At 69.3% G+C, this 23,581-nt stretch carries 13 protein-coding genes and 1 pseudogene; 7 read left to right on the forward strand and 7 right to left on the reverse strand.

Features of this window, described 5'->3' with window-relative positions:
• Nucleotides 1–62: 62 nt before the first annotated feature.
• Nucleotides 63–9,518: a hypothetical protein gene (locus ACQ86G_RS20320; RefSeq protein WP_431257016.1), complete on the reverse strand. Its 9,456-nt coding sequence runs from the start codon at nt 9,516–9,518 to the stop codon at nt 63–65.
• A 579-nt stretch (nt 9,519–10,097) separates the two neighbouring features.
• On the opposite strand from ACQ86G_RS20320, the gene ACQ86G_RS20325 reads away from it, so the two are divergent.
• Nucleotides 10,098–10,586, forward strand: coding sequence for a VOC family protein (locus ACQ86G_RS20325; protein ID WP_431257017.1), 489 nt, complete (start codon nt 10,098–10,100; stop codon nt 10,584–10,586).
• Nucleotides 10,587–10,597: 11 nt separating this feature from the next.
• Here the strand turns inward: ACQ86G_RS20325 and ACQ86G_RS20330 are convergent, their stop codons facing one another.
• The 4 genes and pseudogenes from ACQ86G_RS20330 to ACQ86G_RS20345 form a co-directional block, all read right to left on the reverse strand.
• Nucleotides 10,598–11,284: a DUF6928 family protein gene (locus ACQ86G_RS20330; RefSeq protein WP_431257018.1), complete on the reverse strand. Its 687-nt coding sequence runs from the start codon at nt 11,282–11,284 to the stop codon at nt 10,598–10,600.
• A gap of 50 nt (nt 11,285–11,334) precedes the next feature.
• Nucleotides 11,335–12,264 (reverse strand): alpha/beta hydrolase, encoded by a 930-nt coding sequence (locus tag ACQ86G_RS20335; RefSeq protein ID WP_431257019.1) that lies wholly within the window; start codon nt 12,262–12,264, stop codon nt 11,335–11,337.
• A gap of 114 nt (nt 12,265–12,378) precedes the next feature.
• Nucleotides 12,379–12,813 carry a response regulator gene (locus ACQ86G_RS20340; RefSeq protein ID WP_431261457.1) on the reverse strand — a complete coding sequence of 145 codons (435 nt, stop codon included), beginning with the start codon at nt 12,811–12,813 and terminating at the stop codon, nt 12,379–12,381.
• A 180-nt stretch (nt 12,814–12,993) separates the two neighbouring features.
• Nucleotides 12,994–13,407 (reverse strand): annotated as a pseudogene (locus ACQ86G_RS20345) (FlxA-like family protein); the annotation flags it as partial.
• 23 nt (nt 13,408–13,430) lie between these two features.
• Between ACQ86G_RS20345 and ACQ86G_RS20350 the strand changes: the two are divergent.
• Nucleotides 13,431–14,225: an inositol monophosphatase family protein gene (locus ACQ86G_RS20350; protein WP_431257020.1), complete on the forward strand. Its 795-nt coding sequence runs from the start codon at nt 13,431–13,433 to the stop codon at nt 14,223–14,225.
• A 132-nt stretch (nt 14,226–14,357) separates the two neighbouring features.
• Nucleotides 14,358–15,776 (forward strand): MFS transporter, encoded by a 1,419-nt coding sequence (locus tag ACQ86G_RS20355; RefSeq protein ID WP_431257021.1) that lies wholly within the window; start codon nt 14,358–14,360, stop codon nt 15,774–15,776.
• Nucleotides 15,777–15,860: 84 nt separating this feature from the next.
• Here the strand turns inward: ACQ86G_RS20355 and ACQ86G_RS20360 are convergent, their stop codons facing one another.
• Together ACQ86G_RS20360 and ACQ86G_RS20365 are read right to left on the reverse strand one after the other, a co-directional pair.
• Nucleotides 15,861–16,790 (reverse strand): glucosamine inositolphosphorylceramide transferase family protein, encoded by a 930-nt coding sequence (locus ACQ86G_RS20360; protein WP_431257022.1) that lies wholly within the window; start codon nt 16,788–16,790, stop codon nt 15,861–15,863.
• A 31-nt stretch (nt 16,791–16,821) separates the two neighbouring features.
• The gene (locus ACQ86G_RS20365; RefSeq protein WP_431257023.1) at nt 16,822–17,898 is read right to left on the reverse strand and encodes a glycosyltransferase; all 1,077 of its coding nucleotides are present in this window, start codon (nt 17,896–17,898) and stop codon (nt 16,822–16,824) included.
• 445 nt (nt 17,899–18,343) lie between these two features.
• Between ACQ86G_RS20365 and ACQ86G_RS20370 the strand changes: the two genes are divergently transcribed.
• From ACQ86G_RS20370 to ACQ86G_RS20385, 4 genes are all read left to right on the forward strand, one after another.
• Nucleotides 18,344–19,594: an efflux RND transporter periplasmic adaptor subunit gene (locus tag ACQ86G_RS20370; protein ID WP_431257024.1), complete on the forward strand. Its 1,251-nt coding sequence runs from the start codon at nt 18,344–18,346 to the stop codon at nt 19,592–19,594.
• 20 nt (nt 19,595–19,614) lie between these two features.
• Entirely contained in the window at nt 19,615–22,845 is a 3,231-nt protein-coding gene (locus ACQ86G_RS20375; protein WP_431257025.1) for an efflux RND transporter permease subunit, read from the forward strand.
• Nucleotides 22,846–22,978: 133 nt separating this feature from the next.
• Nucleotides 22,979–23,191, forward strand: coding sequence for a hypothetical protein (locus tag ACQ86G_RS20380; protein WP_431257026.1), 213 nt, complete (start codon nt 22,979–22,981; stop codon nt 23,189–23,191).
• Nucleotides 23,188–23,523, forward strand: a complete 336-nt coding sequence (locus tag ACQ86G_RS20385) for a helix-turn-helix domain-containing protein (RefSeq protein WP_431257027.1) — start codon at nt 23,188–23,190, stop codon at nt 23,521–23,523. The genes ACQ86G_RS20380 and ACQ86G_RS20385 overlap by 4 nt, the downstream gene beginning before the upstream one ends.
• The last annotated feature ends 58 nt before the right edge of the window (nt 23,524–23,581 follow it).

Below are 23,581 nucleotides of genomic sequence, written 5' to 3' on the forward strand. Positions count from 1 at the left end.
CCGGAAGCCGCAGCCACAAACGACAAACCGGGGGCGCGAGGCCCCCGGTTCCGCGCAGCCGCTTAGATCAGCGGGACAGCGCCGTTCTGGTCGTCGTCATGCGCCTTCTTGTAGGCGGCGCTCATCACGTCGTGGTTCACCGTGTCGGTGGCCGCGGCGGTGGTCGCCGCCGTGACCGCCGTCGCGGTGGCGGCCGTGCCGCCGCCGAGCAGGTTCGCTTCCGGATGGGCGAGCAGGTCGCCCAGCTGCGGCGCGGTCTCCCGCGTCGTGCCGGTCATCTGCTGCGTCGCACCGTCCTTGGTGAACCACACGTCGGACATCTCGTGCGTGCTGCCGTCGGACTTGGTGTAGCTCGACACCAGGCCGATCAGGTTGCCGTGGTCGACGTCCGTGCCCTTGGTCGCGCCCAGGTTCAGGTCGGTGATGCCCAGGTCGGCCAGCGTCCTGAGTTCGCCCGCGTCGGTCTTGCCGTCGTGGTTGGCGTCGACCCAGACCTGCAGCTTGCTGAAGTCCACGTCCTTGGCGTTGATGTGGCCGTCATGGTTCGAGTCCAGCGAGGCGAGGGCGGCGAAGCCGTCCAGGCCCTTGCGGCCGTTGACCGTGGTGCCGGCGCCGAAGAGCTCCGCACCGCTGTCGATCACGCCGTTGCCGTTGCGATCCATCACCAGCAGGCCGTCGTTGCCGCCGACCCAGCCCCACTTGTCGTTGTGACCGGTGGCGTTCAGGTCGAAGTTCACGCCGTCCTTGGCGGCCAGCGTCTGCACGCCGTTGCCGTCCAGGTCCAGCACGATCGGGGTCGACGAGAACAGCGCGTTGCTCTGTTCGTGGCTCCAGCCCACCATCTGGTCGGACGTGATCGACAGCGACTGCTCCATGTTCATGGACGCGATGTCCTGGGTGTCCCAGCCGACGAACTGGTCGGACGTCATCGCCATGATCTGTTCGGTCGACAGGCCGTGCACCTGGATGGAGGTCAGCGCATGGATGTCGCTGGAATCCATCGCCAGGATCTGGTCCGTCGTGAACGCGTGCATCTGGGCCGAGGTCAGCGTGCCGAAATGCTGGCTGGTGAAGGCCGCGATGTCTTCGGTCGACAGCGCCGCGATCTGGTCCGTGCCCAGCGAGCGCAGTTGCGCCGTGCTGAACTCATGGACCTGGTCGCTGGTCAGCGCCGCGATCTGGTCGGTGTTGAACGCGTGCAGGGCGGTCGTGCTCAGCGCATGGATGCCGGCCGTGGTGATCGACGAGATGTCGGCGGTCTCGATGCCGGCCACCTGCGTCGCGCCCACCGCGCTCCACTGCTGCGAGGTCAGGGCGTGGATCTGATCCGAGGTGAAGGCCTCGAAGTCCGCCGAGCCGAAGGCCACCATGTTCGCGCTGCTGATGGCCGCGAGGTCGCCGGAGTCGATCGCCTGCACCTGGTCGGTGGTGAAGGCGTGCAACTGGGCCGAGCTCATCGACACGATCTGCTGCGAGGTCAGCGCCTGCACGTCGTCGGTGGCCATCTGGCTCACCTGCAGCGTGCTCAGCGAGGCGACCTGCTGCGTGGTCAGCGCCGCGATCTGGTTGCTGTCGAGCGCTTCCAGCTGCGCGCTGTCCAGCGAGCGGATGGCCGCCGTGGTCAGGCTGCGCAGGTCAGCGGTCTCGAAGGCCGCCATCTGGGCCGTCGTCAGGCCGTCGACCTGCGCCGAGCTCAGGGCCGCGGCCTGCGTCGAGCTCAGGGCGACGATCGCGTCCGTGCTCAGCGCGCCGATCTGGGCCGAGCCGAAGGCCTGCAGCTGCGCGGAGGTCAACGCGGCGACGTCTTCCGTCGTCATCGTCGAGATCTGCGCCGTCGTCAGGGCCTGCAGCTGGGCGTTGCTCAGCGAGCGGATCTGGCCGCTGGTCAGCGCGTTCAGGTCGTCGCTGGTCAGGTTGGCGATCTGGACGGTCGTCAGCGACGCGACCTGCAGCGTGGTCAGCGCGGCGATCTGGTTGCTGTCGAGCGCCTCGATCTGGTCGGTGCCGAGGGCGCGCAGGGCGACCGTCGACAGCGCACGCAGGTCCGCGGTCTCCATCGCGGCCATCTGGTCCGTCGTCAGGCCCTTGACCTGCGCCGAGGACAGCGCGGCGACCTGGACCGAGCTCAGCGCGATCACCGAGTCGGTGCTCAGCGCGCCGATCTGGGCCGAGCCCAGCGCCTGGACCTGCTGCGAGGTCAGCGCGGCGACGTCGTTGCTCTCCATCGTCGAGACCTGCGCCGTCGTCAGCGAGGCGACCTGCTGGGTCGTCAGCGCCTTGATCTGGCCGCTCGTGAGGGCGTTCAGGTCGTCCGAGGTCAGGGTGCTGACCTGGCCGGTCGTCAGCGCGGCGACCTGCTGCGTCGTCAGCGAGGCGACCTGGTCGGAGCCGAGGGCCGCCAGCTGGTCGCTGGTCAGCGCACGCAGCGCCACCGTCGACAGGGCCTTCAGGTCACCCGATTCGATCGCACCGATCTGGTCGGTGGTCAGGCCGGCGACCTGCTTGCTGGTCAGCGCGGCGACCTGCAGCGAGCTCAAGCCTACGACCGCTTCGGTCGTCAGCGCGCCGACCTGGTCGGAGCTCAGCGCGGCGACCTGGTTGGTGGCCAGCGCGGCCACGTCCGCGGTCTCCATCGTCGAGACCTGCGCGGTCGTCAGGGCGGCCACCTGGGCGGTGCTCAGCGCCTTGATCTGCGCGCTGGTCAGCGCGTTCAGGTCATCCGAGGTCAGGTTGCTGACCTGGCCGGTCGTCAGCGCGGCGACCTGCTGCGTCGTCAGCGCGGCGATCTGGTTGCTGTCGAGCGCTTCGAGTTCAGCCGAGGTCAGCGACGCCACCTGACCGGTGGTCAGGGCGCGCAGCTGGCCTGTGGTCAGCGCGGCGAAGTCGTCGGTGGCGAACTGGCTGATCTGGCCGGTCGTGAGCGCGGCCACCTGGGTGGTGGTGAGCGCTTCGACCTGGTCGGAGCTCAGCGCCTGCAACTGGTCGCTGGTCAGGGCGCGCAGGGCGACCGTGGACAGCGACTTCAGGTCGGCGCTCTCGATCGCGGCCATCTGGTCGGTCGTCAGGCCGGCGACCTGCTTGCTGGTCAGCGCGGCGACCTGGCCCGAGGTCAGGGCGACGATCGAGTCGGTGCTCAGCGCGCCGACCTGGGCCGAGCTCAGCGCGGCGACCTGGTTGGTGGCGAGCGCCTGCACGTCGGCGGACTCCATCGCGGCGACCTGGGCGGTCGTCAGCGCGGCGACCTGCTGGGTCGACAGGGCCTTGATCTGGCCGCTCGTGAGGGCGTTCAGGTCATCGGACGTCAGGTTGCTGACCTGGCCGGTCGTCAACGCGGCGACCTGCTGGGTCGTCAGCGCGGCGATCTGGTCGGAGCCCAGCGCTTCCAGCTGGGCCGAGGTCAGGGCCTGCACGGCATTGGTCGACAGCGCCTTCAGGTCCGCCGTCTCGATGGCGGCCATCTGGTCCGTCGTCAGGCCGGCGACCTGCTTGCTGCTGAGCGCGGCGACCTGCGTCGAGTTCAGGGCGACGATCGCTTCGGTGCTCAGCGCGCCGACCTGGGCGGAGCTCAGCGCGGCGACCTGCGTCGAGTTCAGCGCGGCGACGTCGGCGCTCTCCATCGTGGAGACCTGGGCCGTCGTCAGCGAGGCGACCTGCTGGGTCGACAGCGCCTTGATCTGGCCGCTCGTGAGGGCGTTCAGGTCGTCCGAGGTCAGGTTGCTGACCTGGGCGGTCGACAGCGAGGCGACCTGGGCGGTCGTCAGCGCGGCGATCTGGTCGGAGCCTAGCGCGTCGAGCTGGTCGGTGCCCAGCGCGCGCAGCGCGGCGGTCGACAGGGCCTTGAGGTCACCCGTCTCGATCGCGGCCATCTGGTCGGTCGTCAGACCGGCGACCTGCTTGCTGGTCAGCGCGGCGACCTGCGCCGAACCCAGGGCGACGATCGCCTCGGTGCTCAGGGCGCCGACCTGGGCCGAGCCCAGGGCCTGCACCTGCGCGGTGGTCAGCGCGGCGACGTCCTCGCTGGTCATCGTCGAGACCTGGGCGGTGGACAGCGCGGCGACCTGCTGGGTCGACAGCGCCTTGATCTGCGCGCTGGTGAGGGCGTTCAGGTCGTCCGAGGACAGGTTGCCGACCTGCGCGGTCGTCAGCGCGGCGACCTGCACGGTCGTCAGCGCGGCGATCTGGTCGGAGCCCAGCGCGTCGAGCTGGTCGGTGCCCAGGGCGCGCAGCGCGACGGTCGACAGCGACTTCAGGTCACCCGTCTCGATCGCGGCGATCTGGTCGGTGGTCAGGCCGGCGACCTGCTTGGTCGTCAGCGCGGCGACCTGCGTGGAGGTCAGGGCGACGATCGATTCGGTGCTCAGCGCGCCGACCTGCGACGAGCTCAGCGCGGCGATCTGGTTGGTCGCCAGCGCGGCGACGTCCGCCGATTCCATCGCGTTGATCTGGCCGGTCGTCAGTGCGGCGACCTGCTGGGTCGTCAGCGCCTTGATCTGGCCGCTCGTGAGGGCGTTCAGGTCATCCGAGGACAGGTTGCTGACCTGGCCGGTCGTCAGCGCGGCGACCTGCTGGGTCGTCAGCGCCGCGACCTGGTCGCTGTTCAGCGCGTCGAGCTGGGCGGTGCCGAGCGCGGCGATCTGGGCGGTGCCCAGGGCGCGGAGCTGGCCGGAGGTGAACGCACCGAAGTCGTCGGTGGCGAGCTGGCTGACCTGGCCGGTCGTCAGCGAGGCGACCTGGGCGGTCGTCAGCGCCTGGACCTGGTCGGTCGACAGGGCCTGCAGCTGGTCGCTGGTCAGGGCGCGCAGGGCAGTCGAGGACAGCGAACGCAGGTCCGCCGTCTCGATGGCGGCCATCTGGTCGGTGCTCAGGCCGGCGACCTGCTTGCTGGTCAGCGCGGCGACCTGGCCGGAGGTCAGGGCGACGATCGATTCGGTGCTCAGCGCGCCGACCTGGGCCGAACTCAGCGCGGCGACCTGGTTGGTGGCGAGCGCCTGCACGTCAGCCGACTCCATCGTCGAGACCTGGGCGGTCGACAGGGCCGCGATCTGCTGTGTCGACAGGGCCTTGATCTGGCCGCTGGTCAGCGCGTTCAGGTCGTCCGAGGTCAGCGTGTTCACCTGGCCGGTCGTCAGCGCGGCGACCTGCTGGGTGGACAGCGCGGCGATCTGGGTGCTGTCGAGCGCCTCGAGTTGAGCGGAGGTCAGCGACTGCAGCGCGTTGGTGGCCATCGCCTTCAGGTCGCCCGATTCGAGGGCGGCCATCTGGTCGGTGGTCAGTCCGGCGACCTGCTTGCTGGTCAGCGCGGCGACCTGCTGCGAGGTCAGCGCGACGACCGAGTCGGTGCTCAGCGCGCCGACCTGGGCTGAGCCGAGGGCGGCGACCTGCTGGGTCGTCAGCGCCTGCACGTCGGCGGATTCCATCGCGTTGACCTGGGCGGTCGTCAGCGCGGCGACCTGGGCAGTGCCCAGCGCCTTGATCTGCGCGCTGTTCAGCGCGTTCAGGTCCTCGCTGGTCAGGCCGGCGACCTGGGCGGTCGTCAGCGCCTGGACCTGCACCGTGTTCAGCGCGGCGACCTGGTCCGAACCCAGCGCGTTCAGCTGGTCGGTGGTGAGGGCGCGCAGCGCGGTGGTGCTCAGCGCGCGGAGGTCACCGGTCTCGATGGCGGCCATCTGGTCGGTGGTCAGTCCGGCGACCTGCTTGGTCGTCAGCGCGCCCACCTGGGCGGAGCTCAGGGCGACGATCGCGTCCGTGCTCAGCGCGCCGATCTGGGCCGAGCCCAGCGACTGCAGCTGCGCGGTGGTCAGCGCGGCGACGTCCTCGCTGGTCATCGTCGCGATCTGGCCGGTGGTCAGCGAGGCGACCTGGGCGGTCGACAGCGCCTTGATCTGGCCGCTCGTCAGGGCGTTCAGGTCGTCGGAGGTCAGGTTGCTGACCTGGCCGGTCGTCAGCGACGCGACCTGGGCGGTCGTCAGCGCGGCGATCTGGTCGGACCCCAGGGCCTCGATCTGGTCGGTGCCCAGCGCGCGCAGCGCGGCGGTGGACAGCGCCTTCACGTCGCCCGTTTCCAGGGCGGCCATCTGGTCGGTGGTCAGGCCGGCGACCTGCTTGGTCGTCAGCGCGCCCACCTGGGCGGAGGTCAGGGCGGCGACGTTTTCCGTCGACAGCGCGCCGATCTGGGCCGAGCCCAGGGCGGCGACCTGCTGGGTCGTCAGCGCCTGCACATCGGCGGATTCCATGCCGTTGACCTGGCCGGTCGTCAGCGCGGCGACCTGGGCGGTCGACAGCGCGCGGATCTGGGCCGAGCCCAGCGCGTTCAGGTCTTCCGAGGCCAGGGCCTGGACCTGCGCCGTGGTCAGCGCGGCGACCTGGGCGGTCGTCAGCGCGGCGATCTGGTCGGAGTTCAGCGCGTCGATCTGCGCGGTCGTCAGGGCGCGCAGCGCGTTGGTCGACAGCGCGCGGACGTCCACCGTCTCGATGGCGCCGACCTGGTCGGTCGTCAGGCCGCCGACCTGCTTGGTCGACAGCGGGGCGACCTGCTGCGAGCTCAGCGCGGCGATGTTCTCGGTCGACAGCGCGCCGACCTGGTCGGAATTCAGCGCGGCGATCTGCTGCGTGGACAGCGCCTGGACGTCGTTGCTCTCCATCGTGGAGATCTGGGCCGTCGTCAGGGCGGCGACCTGGGCGGTCGACAGCGCCTTGATCTGGGCGCTGGTCAGCGCGTTCAGGTCTTCGGACGTCAGGTTGGCGACCTGGGCGGTCGTCAGCGCGGCGACCTGGGCGGTCGTCAGCGCGGCGATCTGGTCGGAGCCCAGCGCGGCGATCTGGTCGGTGGTCAGCGCGCGGATGGCCGCGGTGCCCAGCGACTTCAGGTCGCCGGTTTCCAAGGCGGCCATCTGGTCGGTCGTCAGGCCGGCGACCTGCTTGGTCGACAGCGCGGCGACCTGCGAGGAGGTCAGGGCGACGATGTTCTCGGTCGACAGCGCGCCGACCTGGTCGGAGCTCAGCGCCTGCACCTGGCCGCTGGTCAGCGCCTGCACGTCGGCGCTTTCCATCGTGGAGACCTGGGCGGTCGACAGGGCGGCGACCTGGGCAGTGCCCAGGGCGCGGATCTGGGCCGAGCCCAGCGCGTTCAGGTCATCGCTGGTCAGGCCGTGCACCTGGCCGGTCGTCAGCGCGGCGACCTGCTGGGTCGTCAGCGCGCCGACCTGGGCGGAGCCCAGCGCGTCGAACTGGTCGGTGGTCAGCGAACGGATCGCGGCCGTGGACAGGGCGCGCAGATCCTGCGTCTCCATCGCGGCCATCTGGTCGGTCGTCAGGCCGGCGATCTGCTTGGTCGACAGCGCGGCGACCTGGGCGGAGCTCAGCGCGGCGATGTTCTCGGTCGACAGCGCGCCGATCTGGGCCGAGCTCAACGCGACCACCTGGGCCGTGGTCAGCGCCTGCACATCGGCGCTTTCCATCGTGGAGACCTGGGCGGTCGACAGCGCGGCGACCTGGGCGGTGCCCAGCGCGCGGATCTGGGCCGAACCCAGCGCGTTCAGGTCATCGCTGGACATGGCCTGGACCTGGCCGGTCGTCAGCGCGGCGATCTGGCCGGTCGACAGGGCGCCGACCTGGTCGGAGTTCAGCGCGTCGAACTGGTCGGTGGTCAGCGAACGGATCGCGGCCGTCGACATGGCGCGCAGGTCGGCGGTCTCGATGGCGGCGACCTGGTCGGTCGTCAGGCCGGCGATCTGCTTGGTCGACAGGGCGGCGACCTGGGCCGAGCTCAGCGCGGCGATGTTCTCGGTGGACAGCGCGCCCACCTGGGCCGAGCTCAGGGCCTGGACCTGGCCCGTGGTCAGCGCCTGGACGTCGGCGCTTTCCATCGTGGAGACCTGGGCGGTCGACAACGCGGCGACCTGGGCGGTGCCCAGGGCGCGGATCTGGGCCGAGCCCAGCGCGTTCAGGTCGTCGCTGGACATGGCCTGGACCTGGCCGGTCGTCAGCACGGAGACCTGCTGGGTCGTCAGCGCGGCGACCTGTTCGGAGTTCAGCGCGTCGAACTGGTCGGTGGTCAGCGAGCGGATCGCGGCGGAGGACAGGGCCCGCAGGTCCTGCGACTCGATGGCGGCGACCTGGTCGGTCGACAGACCGGCCAGCTGCTTGGAGGTGAGGGAGGCGAACTGGCCGGAGGTCAGCGCGACGATGGCCTCGGTGGACAGCGCGGCGATCTGGGCCGAGCTCAGCGCGGCGACCTGGCCGGTGGTGAAGGCCTGGACGTCGGCGGATTCCATGCCGTGGACCTGGTCGGTCGACAGCGCGGCGATCTGGGCGGTGCCCAGCGCGCGGATCTGCGAGCTGTTCAGCGCGTTCAGTTCATCGGTCGACAGCACGGCGACCTGGCCGGTCGTCAGCGAACCGATCTGGGTGCTGGTCAGCGCCGAGACCTGGTCCGAATTCAGCGCCTGGACCTGGTCGGTCGTCAGGGCGCGGATGGTGGCGGTCGACAGCGCCTTCATGTCTTCGGAGCTGATGGCCGCCATCTGGTCGGTCGTCAGGCCCTTGACCTGGGTGGAGCTCAGCGCGCCGATCTGGCCGGAGCTCATCGCCTCGATCGAATCGGTGCTCAGCGCGCCGACCTGGGACGAGCTCAGCGCGCGCACCTGCGCGGTCGTCAGCGCCTGCACGTCGGTGCTGTTGACGCCGGCCAGCTGGTCGGTCGTCAGCGCGGCGATCTGCTGCGTGGTGATGGCGCGGATCTGGTTGGTGTCCAGGGCGGCGATGTCATCGCTGGCCAGCTGGCGGATCTGCTGCGTGGACAACGCGCCGATCTGGGCGGTGGTCAGCGCGGCGATCTGTTCGGAATTCAGCGCGGCGATCTGGTCGGTGCCCAGCGCCTTGACGGCGGCGGTGCTCAATGCGTGCACGGCGTCCGAGGTCAGTGCGGCGGCCTGGTCGGAGGTCAGCGCGGCGGTCTGGGTGCTGCTCAGCGCGGCGGCCTGGTTGGTCGCCAGGGCGGCAACGCCCTCGGTGGAGAGGGCGGCGACCTGTTGCGAGCTCAGGGCCTTGATCTGGTCCGTTTTCAGGGCCTGCAGATCGTCCGAGGCCATCGTGCCGATCAGGCTGGTGGACAGCGCGGCCACCTGCTGCGAGCTCAGGGCGCGGATCTGGTCGGAGGCCAGCGCGTTGAGGTCGTCGGACTCCAGGTTCCGGACCTGCTGCGTGGTCATCGCGCCGACCTGCTTGGTCGTCATCGCGCCGAACTGGTCGGAGCCCAGGGCATTCAGCTGCGTGCTGGTGAAGGTCTGGACCGCGGCGGTGGACAGCGCGCGCAGGTCGTCGGATTCGATGGCGGCGATGTTCGTGGTGGTGAACATCGACACGGACTTCGTGCCGAGCGTGGCGAACTGCGAGGTCGTCAGCGCCTGGAACTGCTCGGTCGAGAACGCGGCCCAGTCTTCGCTGGTCAGGCGCGCCAGGGTCGTCGACGTGAGGGCGGCGATCTGGTCGGTCGTCAGGTTGGTAATCAGCGATGCCATCTTGGAACTCCGTGAACCTATGGGGGCGGATGCGCCCATAGGCGCGAGGTGGGTTGGGTCAGCTTGTTGTTGCCGCGCACCCGAACTTCCGGATGCCGTCATTCGGTTTTCGGACGCCGATTGACAAACTTGAGCTAGCCCGGAAATGTTATTGGCGCCACGCTTAACGTGAACGGAACAAAAGGGCCGGGAGTCGGCCTCAGTTCACGGTTACAGAACGCGCGTAAAGCCCGCGAACGCGGGGAGGAGAAGCTTGCCAAGGCAAGGGATCCCGGCCGCGTCATCGAACGATCGTTCGGCTGTCATGCGACCGACATCCAATGGTGATCGGCACTTAGGTCAGATCCTGAAGACGCAGGACCCGCGTGGCGCGGTGATCCGACGCCAAGGAAGGCGCCCAAAGCACCTGCAACATCATGTAAGCCGTGTGAGCAAAGGCCTGTGCGACGAAGGCCTGCCAATGGGCTTCGAGGGGCGGGGCCGGTGCCGGTCGTGATAAGTTCACGGGTTTCCGGCGCGCCAGCCTGCCCAGTTTCGAGGGGTATGACCACCCCTATTAGTTATTGATGGCGAATTAATATGACGACAAGCCCAACGAAGCCCTATCGGATCCTCGGCCTGCAGCAGATCGCCATCGGCGGTCCGGACAAGGCGGCGCTGCGCCGGCTGTGGGTGGACGTGCTGGGGCTGCAGGTCGTCGGTCACTTCGTGTCCGAGGCGGAGAACGTCGACGAGGACATCTGCGCGATCGGCGACGGGCCGCGGCGGGTCGAGGTCGACCTGATGCAGCCGCTGGATCCGGCGAAGAAGCCCGCGGTCCATGCGACGCCGCTCAACCACGTGGGGTTGTGGGTCGACGATCTGCCCAAGGCGGTCGAGTGGATGACCGCGAACGGCGTGCGCTTCGCGCCTGGCGGCATCCGCAAGGGCGCGGCGGGCCACGACATCTGCTTCATCCACCCGAAGAGCAGCGGCGAGTTCCCGATCGGCGGGGAGGGCGTGCTGATCGAGCTGGTCCAGGCGCCGGCGGAGGTGGTGGAGGCTCTGGGCGGCTCAGGCGGCGCCTGAGCCCGGCCCGTTCACCAGAATTTCCACCAGGGCGCGGGCGCCGCCGGCTCTTCGGGGGCCGCCTTGCGCCGCATGCCGGAGCGCTGGAAGTGCAGCAGCGGGAGGGACAGCGGATCGACGCTCGCGTCGCCGCCGCCTTCGAGCTGATAACCGAACCGGGCGAGCAGGACCGCTTCCCCGAGTTCCAGTGGATGGAAGGGCAAGGGGTAGGCGTCCTCGTCGTCCGTGCCGGTGGCGGGTGCGCGGGGTTGCTCCGCCCAGAACGGCGCCTCGAAGGGCAGGGGTTCCCCGATGTCCTCCAGGATGCCGCTGTCGGGAGACAGGCTCAGGGAACGGATGAGCCGGCCGTCCTCCCAGATCGCGAACGCGAACCAGTCGACCACGCTGTGCATCGCATGCAGGGTGATGCGGCGCTTGCCGGCGATGTCGAGGAAGCGGCCCGGCAACTGCGACGGATGGTCGACGGCGAACTCGCTGGCCGCGATGACGCAGACGCCGGGGAAGCAGCCGATGAACATCAACGGGTCGGGCGGGTTCGTGTAGCTCAGGTCGCCTTCGCCGATCAGCTCGAGCGTCTCTCCCGGGAAGAGCCGCTCCGCCAGTGCGCGCGATGCGTCGCGGTCGAGCGCCGGTCGCGCTTCCAGCGCCGCGCGGGCGTCGCCGTCCGCGATGACCAGCATCCAAGTCTTGGCCCCCATGCGCCATCCTCTCCATGCAGTGGCAGGATGGTAATCGCCTCAGGCCGTGCTCAGGCCTCGTACGGTCCCTGGCCCGGCAGCGCCCAGAGCAGGCCGAGCGTCGCGCCGGCAGGCGCCACGGTGAGGTGGTCCTCGCCGGCCAGCACGCGGGTCTCGATGCGCAGCGACTGGTAGCGGCGCCGGCGCAGCAGCGCTTCGAACCGGCGCGCGTCGGCGACGAGGTCCGCTTCCTTGTTGAAGCGCGGTCCCGGCGCGACGGCCTCGTAGGCGCCGACGTACTGGAAGATCCGGGCGGCCAGGTCGGTGTGCTGCTTCGCGTAGGCCGCTTCGCGGTCGAACATCAGACGTCGGTCGAACCAGAACGACGGGCTGCCGAGGATGTAGTGGCTGAACAGCGTCGGCTGCGCGAACAGCAGCTGCGCCGCGAACAGCGCGCCGTAGGAATGCCCGAGCAGCACGCGGCGGTCCGGGTCGATCCGGTATCGCCCGGAGATCGCCGGCACCGCGACCTCGGCCAGGTACTTCAGGTAGGCGGCGCCTTCGCCGTAGCGCGGCGCGCCGTAGCGGTCGGCGGGCCGGCCGGGTCGGAGGCGGGGATCGCTCGGGGTGTAGTCGCGCGAGCGCATGTCGACGGCGGACTCGTCCTGCGGCCCCGCCAGCCCGACGACGGCGAAATCGGCGAGGTTGCGGCCCTGCTGGCCGACGCGGTTGCGCAGGGCCCGCACGAGCGGGAAGGCGTACGGCGCGTCGGTCACGAACACGGCCGGCCGCAGACCGGGGGTCGTGGGCGCGTTCGGCGGCAGATCGACCCAGACCTCGTACCGGCGCCCGGTGACCGGATCGGGCAGCGGATGGACGAAGGTGCCGGGGAGGGCGTAGGGCCCGGTGGCGTCCGGCAGCGCGGGCGCGGCGACGGACCGGGCGGTCGGCATCAGCAGCGAGCCCAGCGCCGCGGCGAGGAGGTGCCGGCGGTCGGTCATGCCAGGGAGCGGGAGTGGCGGAGGATCGCGAGTGTCCCGCCCGTTGCGCCGTCACGCGCTGCGGGGCCGCGTTACGAGCGTTACGTGGGAGGGCGGCATGTGCCCGCCCGGGCCTCAATCGACCAGGATGTTCCGGTTCTTCAGCGTCAGATGGATCTTGTCGCCGACCGTGTCCTTGTTGAACGGCTTGACGATGTAGCCGGTCGCGCCGAGCTGGGCGGCCCGGATGATGTCTTCCTTGCGGCCCTCGGCGGTGACGAGCAGCACCGGCACCTTGCGCAGCGGATCGGACTCCGGCTTGGCGCGCAGGGCCTCGAGGAACTGGAAGCCGTTCATCACCGGCATGTTCACGTCGCTGAGGACGAAATGGATCGGCTCGCCCGACTCGAACGAGAGCTCGAGCTGGCGCAGCGCGGCCTTGCCGTCCTCGGCCTCCAGGATCTTCTTGAAGCCGAGTTCCCGGAGCAGTCCGGAGATGATGCGGCGCATGGTCGAGAAGTCGTCGACCACCAGGAAACAGAACTCTTCGCGTTTGATCGTCGTGACCATGTGAAACCCCTTCAGGGGTGGAATCCTAGCGCGAGCGGGCTCAGGCGTAGTCGTCGAGAAAGGCGCCCAGCGTCGCGCGCGAGGCGGAACGCCGCGAGCCGGCCAGGGCGTGGGCGGAATCCCCTCCTCGTCGCCGTCCTCGTTCCGGACGGGCGACGACGGCCGGGCGGAGGCACCCTGACCGGTCTTTTCCGCTGCCTTCGCCGCGGCCGCCTCGGCCGCGGCCTTCTGGATCTGGGCGATCTGGTCCATCACCATCTGCATCTGCGATTGCAGCAGCTTCTGCCGCTTGTCCTTCGCCTGTGCGTCCATCGTCGTGTCGGAGGCGAGGTCCTTCATCTGCTTCTGCAACTGCTTCAACTGCGACTGCAGGCGGGCGATCTGCGCATCGGGACCCGTGCCGGAGGCGGCGGAGGACGTCGCCGCCGAGGGCGACGAGGTGGAAACCTTGGCGGAGGGTACGGCGACGTGCATGCTGGAATTCCGGACGATGACCGGATATCGGCTGGCGGGGCCGGGTCTTGAGGGCCCCGACCGACCGGGACGCGCGGTGGCTCGCACCGGGGCTCGCGTCGGGGCCCGTGTTGGGGTCATGGCGCTGCGGGTAGCATTCCCGCATGAGCTCCACAACGCCTGACCCCGTCGCCGCGCTGCTGCGCCATGCCGCCGCCACCTGGATCGCGCCGCGCTTCCGTCATCTGGCGGACGACGAGGTGATGGAAAAGGCCCCCGGCGAGTGGGTCACGACCGTGGACCGCGATGTCGAGGCCTTCCTGACGCCCGAGTTGCGCGCGCTGGTGCCCGGCTCGCGCGTCGTCGGCGAGGAACAGTGCGCGGAGACGCCGGAGCTGCTCGACCAGCTCGACGAGGGCGCCGTGTGGCTGGTCGATCCACTGGACGGCACCTTCAATTTCATCTCCGGCCGTGAGCCGTTGTCGTCGATGGTGGCGCTGCTGGAAGACGGCGTGACGGTCAGGGCGTGGATGCTCAACCCGATCTCGGGCGTGCTGCATCATGCCCGGCGCGGACAGGGCGCCTGGCGGGAGTCGGAACGGCTGCATGCGGCGTCGGGTCCGGGTCTGAAGCGGGCGGTCGTCAAGACGCGTTTCCTGCCGCAGGACCACCAGGACCGCGTCGCGACCTCGCAGGGCGTGGAGATCCTGCCCGGACTCAACTGCGCCGGCGCGGAGTACCCCGCGCTCGCCGAGGGCGCGTTCGATGCGACGCTCTACTGGCGCAAGCTCGCCTGGGACCATGCGCCGGGGACGCTGTTCATCACCGAGGCCGGCGGCGTCGCCGCGCGGCTCGACGGGACACCGTACCGCGCCGGAGACCGGCAGCCAGGGTTGCTCGTGGCGCGTAGCCGCGAGGTGTGGGACGAGGCGGCTGCCGCCTGGGGGCCGACGGCGTGAGGCTGACTCCGGCCACATCCGCCGACTTCGGGCCTCGGTCCTGCGGTTGATGGCGGATTCGGGCGTCTGCGTTGAAGGGGGAACGGGTGTGTCGGCTCCAGTCCGGAACGCCGATTGCCGCCTTTGCCGTCAATGACGGCTTCCCTCGATATCGCACGCCGGCTCGATCGGCTGCCCTGGTCGCGCTGGCACTGGCGCGTGGTGCTCGCACTGGGCGTGGCCTGGGTGCTCGACGGCCTCGAGGTCACCCTCGTCGGCTCCGTCGGCGCTGTGCTGGAAAGACCTGACACCCTCGGGCTCTCCGCCGTCCAGGTCGGCTGGTCCGGATCGCTTTACCTCGCGGGAGCGATCGTCGGCGCCCTGGTGTTCGGCCGGATGTCGGACCGGCTCGGGCGCAAACGCCTGTTCCTAGCGACGCTCGCGATCTACGCGGTGGCCACGCTCGCCACCGCGGTCTCCACTGACTTCACCTTCTTCGCGCTGTGCCGGTTCATCACCGGCCTGGGGATCGGCGGGGAGTACGCCGCCATCAACTCCGCCATCGACGAGCTGGTGCCCGCCCGCGTGCGCGGCCGCGTGAACCTCGCCATCAACGGCAGCTTCTGGATCGGCGCGGCGCTCGGCGCAGCGTCCAGCCTGCTGTTGCTGCATCCGGACGTGCTCGGTCCGGTGCAGGGCTGGCGCGTGGGCTTCGGGATGGGCGCGCTGCTGGCGGTGGGCATGGTGCTGGTGCGGCGCCATGTGCCCGAGAGCCCCCGTTGGCTGCTGCGACACGGCCGGGTCGACGAGGCCCGCCAGATCATCGACGCCATCGAGGCGGAGGTCGCCGCCCAGCACGGCCCGTTGCCGCCGGTCGCGCCGACGGAGCAGCGCGAGCACCGCCGCCCCGTGCCGACGATGCGCGAGGTGCTGCACGTGCTGTTGCGCCGCTACCGCGTGCGCAGCGGCGTCGCGCTGTCGCTGATGCTGGCGCAGGCCTTCTTCTACAACGCGATCTTCTTCAGTTATGCGCTGGTGCTGACGCGCTTCTACGGCGTCGCCGACCATCGCGTGGCGCTCTACATCTTCCCGTTCGCGCTCGGCAATGTGCTCGGGCCGTTGCTGCTGGGACCGCTCTTCGACCGGGTGGGACGTCGCCGCATGATCGCGCTGACCTACGGCCTGGCCGGGGTCGGCCTCGCGGCCACCGGCGTCGCCTTCGTCGCGGATGTGCTGGACGCGCGCTCGCAGGCGTTGTGCTGGTCGGCGGTGTTCTTCTTCGCGTCGGCGGCGGCCAGTTCCGCCTACCTGACGGTCAGCGAGATCTTCCCGCTCGAGATGCGCGCGATGGCCATCGCGATCTTCTACGCGGTCGGCACCGGCGCCGGCGGTTTCGTGGCGCCCCTGCTGTTCGGATGGCTGGTGGAGAGCGGCGACCGCGGCAACGTGGCGATCGGCTACGGCATCGGCGCCGTGCTGGTCATCGTGGCGGGATTGCTCGCGCTGCGTTTCGGCGTCGACGCGGAGCGCAAGCCGCTGGAAGACATCGCGCCGTCGATGGACCACACCTGAACGCTTCCTCTCCCGCTGGCGGGAGAGGGCCAGGGCTGAGGGCCAGCGGCGGTGGCAGGGCTGACGCCTTGGAGGCTGCGCGCGTCAGCGCTTGCCGAACCAGCGCCTGACGCGCCGTTTCCAGTCCAGCCACTGCCGATGGCGCGAGCGGTCGATGCGCTTCACGTCGATCAGCGTGACGTCGCCGCAGGCGGACATCGTGTGCAGGCCGCTGGCGAAGTCGCGATGCGCGAGGTCGCCGGTGAAGGTGGCCGGCAAGGCCTGGACCTCGACCGCGTCCGGCGTGAGGCGGTTGAAGCGCACCCACCGCGTCGCGCCGCCATAGCCGGTGCGGCTGTCCTGGACGGGCAGGGTCACGAGGCCGTCCGCGCCGACGAAGGGCGTGCCGGCGGGCCGGGCGCCGTCGTGCGCGGACCTCACCGGGTTGGCGCGATGCGGCGTCCACGGGCCTTGCAGCGAATCGGCATGGGCGACATGCAGCTCGCGCTGGTCGCGCTTGTCCGGACCGATGACCGCATAGAACATCCACCACACCCCGTCGTGCCGCAGCAGCGAGGCGTCGACGGCGCGCACGTCGGGGAGCAGCGCGCAGACCCGTTCCCAGCGCTCCCAGCGCTCGGCGCCGTCCACCGCGCGGTAGAGGGCGACTTCCTCGGCCTGGCTGGATTCGGGGACCATCCAGACCTGACCCTCGTGCTCGAAGACGAACGGGTAGGACAGGTGGAAAGGCGTCTGCAGCACCGGCCTGGGCGCGCTCCAGACGCCGTCGCTGAGGTTCAGCGTGAGGCGCTGCAGGTCGGCGCGCTTGGTCCGGTAGTTGAAGTTCTCGACGAACACGTGGAGCGCGTCACCGTCGCGCAAGGCGAAGGGATCGGCGTAGTAGCACCAGTCCCCGGCCTCGGGCATCCAGACGATGCGGTCGCGCAACTCGCGCAGGCGTTCGGGGCTGAGCAGATCGATGCGTTCCGGAACGACGCCGACAGTCCAGAAGTCCGACTTCGGACGCTTAACCATGAACCTCAGCCATGAAAGATCGCCATCGACGTCAACCGTGGGCGTCTTCGACGCTCAGGCCGGCCAGGTCGTGCACGCGGGCGCCCTGGCGCGCCAGCACGTCCTGGTAGAGCCCCAGCGTGGCCCGCACGGCGCTCGAGCGGTCGTAGCGCTGCATGTCGTAATCGACCGGGCGGCGGTGGTCGCGCTGGCGCTGTGTGATCGCCGCGGCGATCGCCCGGCCCATCGCGGACACGTCGTCGATCGCCACGATGGCCGATTGCGCCGGGTCCAGCATCTCGCGCGCACCCAGCGTGGCGGTGGCCACGATCGGCAGGCGCGCGCGCATGGCCTCGAGGATGGCCAGCGGGAACTGCTCCTCGCGCGACGAGGACACGTACAGGTCCATCTCGCCGAGCAGTTCGTCGACGTTCCAGCGGAAACCGAGCAGGTGGATGCGCTTGTCGTCGCCGCGCAGCGCCTCGAGCTCGGCGCGCTGCGGGCCTTCGCCGATCAGCACCAGGTGGGCGTTGGCCGGCGCGTGCTGCTGGAAGGCCTGGATCAGCGTGTGCATGCCCTTGGCCGCATGCAGCCGGCCGACGCAGCCGATCACCGGCGCGGCGGCAGGGATGCCGAGTTCCATCCGGAGCGAGCCGGACGGCGCCTTCGCGGCACAGGAGCCGGGGCTGCGTTCCGGTGCCCAGTTGTAGATGACGCGATGCATGCCGCCGAATTCCTTCAGGTGACCGACCTGCGCCGAATTGACGCACACCAGCGCGTCCATCCGCGCATGGTGATGCGTCTTGTACCCCACATGCAGCGTGCCGACCCGCGCGCTGTGTTTCGCCGCCGCCACCGCCTTGCAGGCCGGGCCGAGATGACCGTGGACGACGTCCGCGCCCAGCTTCGCGGCCAGCCGCCGCACCCGCGCGCCGCGCAGCAGCGGCAGGCGCAGGCCGTGGTAGCTGACGCGCTGGTCCAGCGCGTGCCGGACCGCGGATCCCGCCGGACCTATCACATGGACCGTGTGGCCCAGCGCCGCCTGGGCGTTGGCCAGGTCGACGCAGTGATGTTCACCACCGGCGATGCGAGACGAGAAGACCACATGGACGATTGAAAGTGCGCGCATGACGTCGAATCGGCAAAAAGGATAAATAACGTCTGGAGTCTATTTCTTAACATTCAGCAATAGAGGAGGATTTTCCCCCAGGATCGTGGGATGTGGGCCCGTCAATAACAAAGGTGTGCGCAATTGCCAGGGCCGTGTTGACGCCAGGCAAACAATCGGCGCGATCGTGGGGCGCGCGGGGCGCGATCTTGGGGCGGGCCCGGTTCGAAGCCCGACGTGGGGGCGAGGGCGCTGAGCACGGCGCGGACGAAACTCCATGTAACCAAACCGGCAATGCCGGGCCGGGTCGACGCGGCGCGACGAAGCGCTGTTTCCCTGGGATGAACTGCAGGCCATGACCACCTGCAGGCAGGGTCATTGAAGTTAAGCTAGCGCGCCTTTTTGCGGGTTCCGCACGAAGGACACATCTTTACGTCACTAGCCACGTTCCCCCGGAGCCCGCTTCATGCTGCGTCTGTCGCTGATTGCCCTTGTCGTTGCGTCCCTGCTTGCCGGTTGTGGCAAGTCTTCCCCCGACAAGCAAGCGTCGCCCGCGGCCGCGGCGGCCAGCGCGCCCAGCCTGCTGGTGTCGCCCGAGGACGTCCAGACCCTGGGCGTGAGCGCGTACGCGAGCGGTCCGGTCATCACCGGCTCGATCCAGCCGGAGCGCCGCGCCGACCTGCGCGCCGAACTGCAGGCGATCGTGCTGCAGGTCTACAAGGAGAACGGCGAGCGCGTGAAGCGCGGCGACCTGCTGGTCCGTCTGGACGACACCGCCATCCGCGACTCGGTGCAGTCGGCCGATGAATCCGCCCGCGCGTCCTCGCAGAGCTTCGAGCAGGCCGAGCGTCAATACCAGCGCCTGAAGACGCTGCAGGCGCAGGGCATGAGCTCCATCCAGGCGATGGAGGATGCCGAGATCCGCCGCAACAACGCGCAGAGCGACCTGGTCGCCGCCCGCGCCCGCGTGGCCACGGCACGCCAGCAGCAGCAGCGCACCGAGGTGCGCGCGCCGTTCGACGGCGTCGTCAGCGACCGCAAGGTCTCGCCCGGCGACTCGGCGCAGATCGGCAAGGAGCTGATCAAGGTGATGGATCCGGTCTCGATGCGCTTCGAGGGGCTGGTCTCGGCCGACCGCATGTCCGAACTCAAGCTCGCGCAGACGGTGTACTTCCGCGTCAACGGCTACCCGCAGGTGGACTTCCAGGGCAAGGTGCGCCGCATCGCGCAGGCCGCCAACGCCAACACCCGCCAGGTGGAAGTGCTGGTCGACTTCGCCGGCGCGCAGCAGCCCGGCGTGGCCGGCCTCTACGCGGAAGGCCGCGTGCAGACGAACAGCGTCTCGGCGCTGATGGTGGCGGACAGCGCGCTGCTGCGCGAAGGCGACAAGTCCTTCGTCTGGCGCGTGGACGGCGGCAAGGTCGCCAAGACGCCGGTGACGCTGGGCGCGCGGGACGACCGCCAGGGGCTGTACGTGGTGACGACCGGGGTGAAGCAGGGCGATCGCATCCTGCGCAGCCCGACCAGCACGCTGATCGACGGCCAACGCGTCGAGCTCAGCAAGGCCGCCGCGTCCGCTGCGGCCCCCGCGATGACAAGCGCCAGCGGCACGCCGCCAGCCGGGTTGACGAACTCGGGCTCGACCTCGACCTCGTCGGGCTCGACCGTGGTGCCGCTGCCCGTGCTGCCGGTGGCTTCGGCTGCGTCGGCCCAGTGAAGCGCACAGGAGCCTGAACCATGTTCCTCTCCAATTTCTCGGTCAAGAAGCCGATCGCGATGATCGTGATCATCATCGGCTTGATGGCCCTGGGCCTGCTGGCCCTGTCCAAGCTGCGCGTCAACGAGCGGCCCGACGTCGACCTGCCGCTGCTGGTGGTCAGCATCAGCTATCCCGGCGCGTCGCCGGAGACCTCCGAGCGAGAGATCGTCAACCGCATCGAGAAGTCGCTGCAGAGCATCTCCGGCGTGAACGAGGTGCGCTCGACCTCGGGCGAGGGCTCGGCCCAGCTGCTGCTGTTCTTCAACTTCGACAAGAACATGATCGAGGCGGCGGACGAGGTCCGCAACGCGATCGCCGCGGTCCGCCACAAGCTGCCCACCGAGATGCGCGAGCCGGTGCTGCAGCGCGTCGACCCGTCGGCGCAGCCGATCATGCAGCTGGCGCTGTCGTCCAGCACGCAGTCGCACGCCGAGATCTCGCGGATGGCCGAGGACCAGTTCGCCGACCGCTTCCGCGCGATCCCGGGCGCGGCGACGGTGACGGTGAACGGCTCGCTCAAGCGCGAGCTGTCGGTGCTGCTGAATGCGCAGAAGCTGCGTGAGTTCAACGTCTCGGTGACCGAGGTCGTCAATGCGCTGCGCATGCAGAACACGACGGCGCCGGTCGGCAAGGTGCGCGGGCAGCTGGAGGACCAGAGCATCCGGCTGCTGGGCCGCATCGAGTCGCCCGCCGACTTCAACCAGATCGTCGTCAAGCGTGCCGGCAGCGAGCTGATCCGCCTGGGCCAGGTGGCCACGGTGCAGGACGGCTTCGCGGAGCAGACCGGCCTGTCGGTGCGCAACGGCCACCCGAACGTCGGCATCATGGTGACCCGCACCCGCGACGCCTCGACGGTGAGCGTGGCCAAGGAGGTCCGCAAGCTGGTCGAGGAGATCGACAAGACGCTGCCCAAGGGCACCAAGCTCGAGGTGGTGCAGGACGGCGGGCAGGACGCGCAGGACAGCCTGAACAACGTGATCCACGCGCTGGTGTTCGGCGCGGGCCTGACGATCTTCGTCGTCTACGTGTTCCTGAACTCCTGGCGCTCGACGATGATCACGGCGCTGTCGCTGCCGACCTCGGTGATCGCGGCCTTCATCGCGGTCTGGCTGTGCGGCTTCACGCTGAACTTCATGAGCCTGCTGGGGCTGTCGCTGGCGATCGGGGTGCTGATCGACGACGCGATCGTGGTGCGCGAGAACATCGTGCGCCACATGGAGCGCGGCGCCGACCGCCGCACCGCCGCGCTGAAGGGCACCGCCGAGATCGGCCTGGCCGTCGCGGCGACGACCTTCTCCATCGTGGCCGTGTTCATCCCGGTGGCCTTCATGCCGGGCGTGTCGGGCGAGTGGTTCCGGCCCTTCGGGCTGACGGTGGTCGCTTCCGTGCTGGTGTCGCTGTTCATCTCGTTCACGCTGGACCCGATGCTGTCGGCGTTCTGGGGCGACCCTCCGGGACACCACGAGGCGCCCAAGACCGGCATCTCCAAGAAGCTGCAGGGCTTCAACGAGTGGTTCGACCGGCAGGCCGACCGCTACGGGCATGTGATCGCCTGGGCGCTGCACCACCGCAAGTGGATGGCCGCGTTCGCGGTGCTGAGCTTCGTGCTCGCGATCTTCCTGCAGGCCACCTTCGGCGGGACGAGTTTCCTGCCGGCGTCGGACTCCGGGACCATCGCCATCGAGGTCCGCACGCCGGCCTCGTCCAGCCTGGAATACGCGCGGCTGAAGATGGGCGCCGCGTCCGCGCTGGCGCGTGAGATCCCCGAGACGGTCGCCACCAACGAGAGCGTCAACGCCAGCGGCGGGCGCGTCTACGTCGACCTGGGCAAGAGCACCAAGCGCAAGCGCAGCGCGGCGGAGATTGCCGCCGACCTGCGCACGCGGGTGGCGCGGCTGGTCGGCGCGGAGTACGTGGTGCTGGACGATCTGAACAACGGCGCGCAGAAGCCGGTGCAGATCCGCTTCTCCGGCGCGGACTCGCGCAAGCTGATGGAGATCACCACCGACTACATGGAGAAGCTGCGCCGCGTGCCCGGCGCGGTCGACGTGGGCCTGTCGGAGCAGGATCCGCAGAACGAGCTGCAGATCGAGCTCAACCGGGGCCTGGCCAACACGCTGGGCATCTCGGTGGGCGACGCGGCCAACTCGTTGCGCGTGGCTTTTGCCGGCGTGGAAGTCGGCGACTGGATCGACCCGAGCAGCGAGACGCGCGACGTGGCGGTGCGGCTGGCGCCGGAGGACCGGGTGGACGCGAGCAACATCGAGCGTCTGCCGATCGCCGTCAGCGGTGCGGGCGTGATGGTGCCGCTGGAGCAGATCGCGACGGTCACCATGGGCAAGGGGCCGGCCAAGATCCAGCACGCGGACGGCAAGCGGATGATCGCGGTGTCGGCCAACGCGCACGGCCGCTCGCCCGGCGAGGTGACGAGCGACGCGCTGAAGCTGGCCAAGTCGATCAACTTCCCGCCGGGCTACGGCATCGAGCTGGCGGGGGCCGCCAAGGACCAGCAGGAAGTGTTCAGCGCCATGGGCATCGCGCTGATCTCGGGCATCGGCCTGATGTACCTGATCCTGGTGATGCAGTTCGGCAGCTTCACCGCGCCGCTGGGCGTGATGCTCTCGTTGCCGTTGTCGCTGATCGGGGTGGTGGTGGCGCTGCTGCTGACCAAGGGCACGCTGAACCTGATGAGCTTCATCGGGATCATCATGCTGGCCGGCCTGGTGGCCAAGAACGCGATCCTGCTGCTGGACGCGGCGCGACAGGAGGAGGCTGCCGGCGTGCCGCGCGAGGAGGCGCTGATGCATGCGGGCCGCAAGCGCTTCCGTCCGATCCTGATGACGACCTTCGCGCTGATCGCCGGCATGCTGCCGGTGGCGGTGGGCATCGGCGAGGGCGGCGAGTTCTACCGCCCGATGGCGGTGGCCATCATCGGCGGCACGATCACGTCGACCTTCCTGACGCTGCTGATGGTGCCGAGCTTCTACGACAGCATCGAGATCAAGCGCGACAGCTTCCTGGCGAAGTTCCATCGCCGCGAGGCGCGCTGGACGACGGCCGGCGCGATCGCCGCGGGGCTGATCGAGATCGTGCTGTTCCTGACTTTCATCCGTTTCGTTTTCCGCTCGGTGATGAGCGGGTGGAATATGGTCAGCGGCAAGCGCCGCCGTTCCGCCGAAATTGCGCCCCACGGCGCGGGCGACGACTGACGCCGGGGCCGAACAGGACCGGTGGCGAGCCGCCATGGTCGTTGGATCGAAGTGGAAAGGCGCCTCAACGAGGCGCCTTTTTCCGTTCAGTGACTGGATCATGATTTATACCTGTTGTGGTATAAATTGACGAATGTTGAAAGAGGGAGAAAAGCCGCTGGCGTTCGTTGGCAGCAGCAAGCGTGACCTGATGGCGCTCCCTCTCGACGTCCGCAAGTTTTTCGGCTACGCCCTGGACTTCGCGCAGCGCGGCGAGCAGCACGATGCCGCGAAGGTACTCAAGGGCTTTGGCGGTGCGGGTGTCCTGGAGGGTGGCGGAGGCGTATGTGAAGGAGATGCGAAATGACAGCAAGAAAGCCTGACGTGCTGGATGTGGAGATGGGCTCCGGCAATGTGTTTGCCGACCTCGATCTACCGGATGCCGACAAGCTCAAGATCAAGTCTGGACTGGTGCTGGAGATCACGCGGGCGATGCGCCGCCTGGGCCTGTCGCAAGCGGATGCCGGCAAGCGCATGGGCATCTCGCAGCCCAAGGTGTCCGGCATGCTCCGCGGGGACTTCAGCAACCTGTCCGAACGGAAGCTGATGGACTGTCTGAATCGCCTGGGTTACGACATAGAGATCAAGGTCACGCCGACGCGCGAGCCTGTCGGCCATCTGGTACTTGCCTTCGCCTGATCCGCGTCGACACCATTGACAGGGCGTCTCGCCGAGACGCCCTGTCTGACTGTGATCG

Source organism: Roseateles chitinivorans (genome assembly GCF_050632145.1).
GTDB classification, from domain to species: Bacteria; Pseudomonadota; Gammaproteobacteria; order Burkholderiales; family Burkholderiaceae_C; genus Roseateles; species Roseateles chitinivorans_B.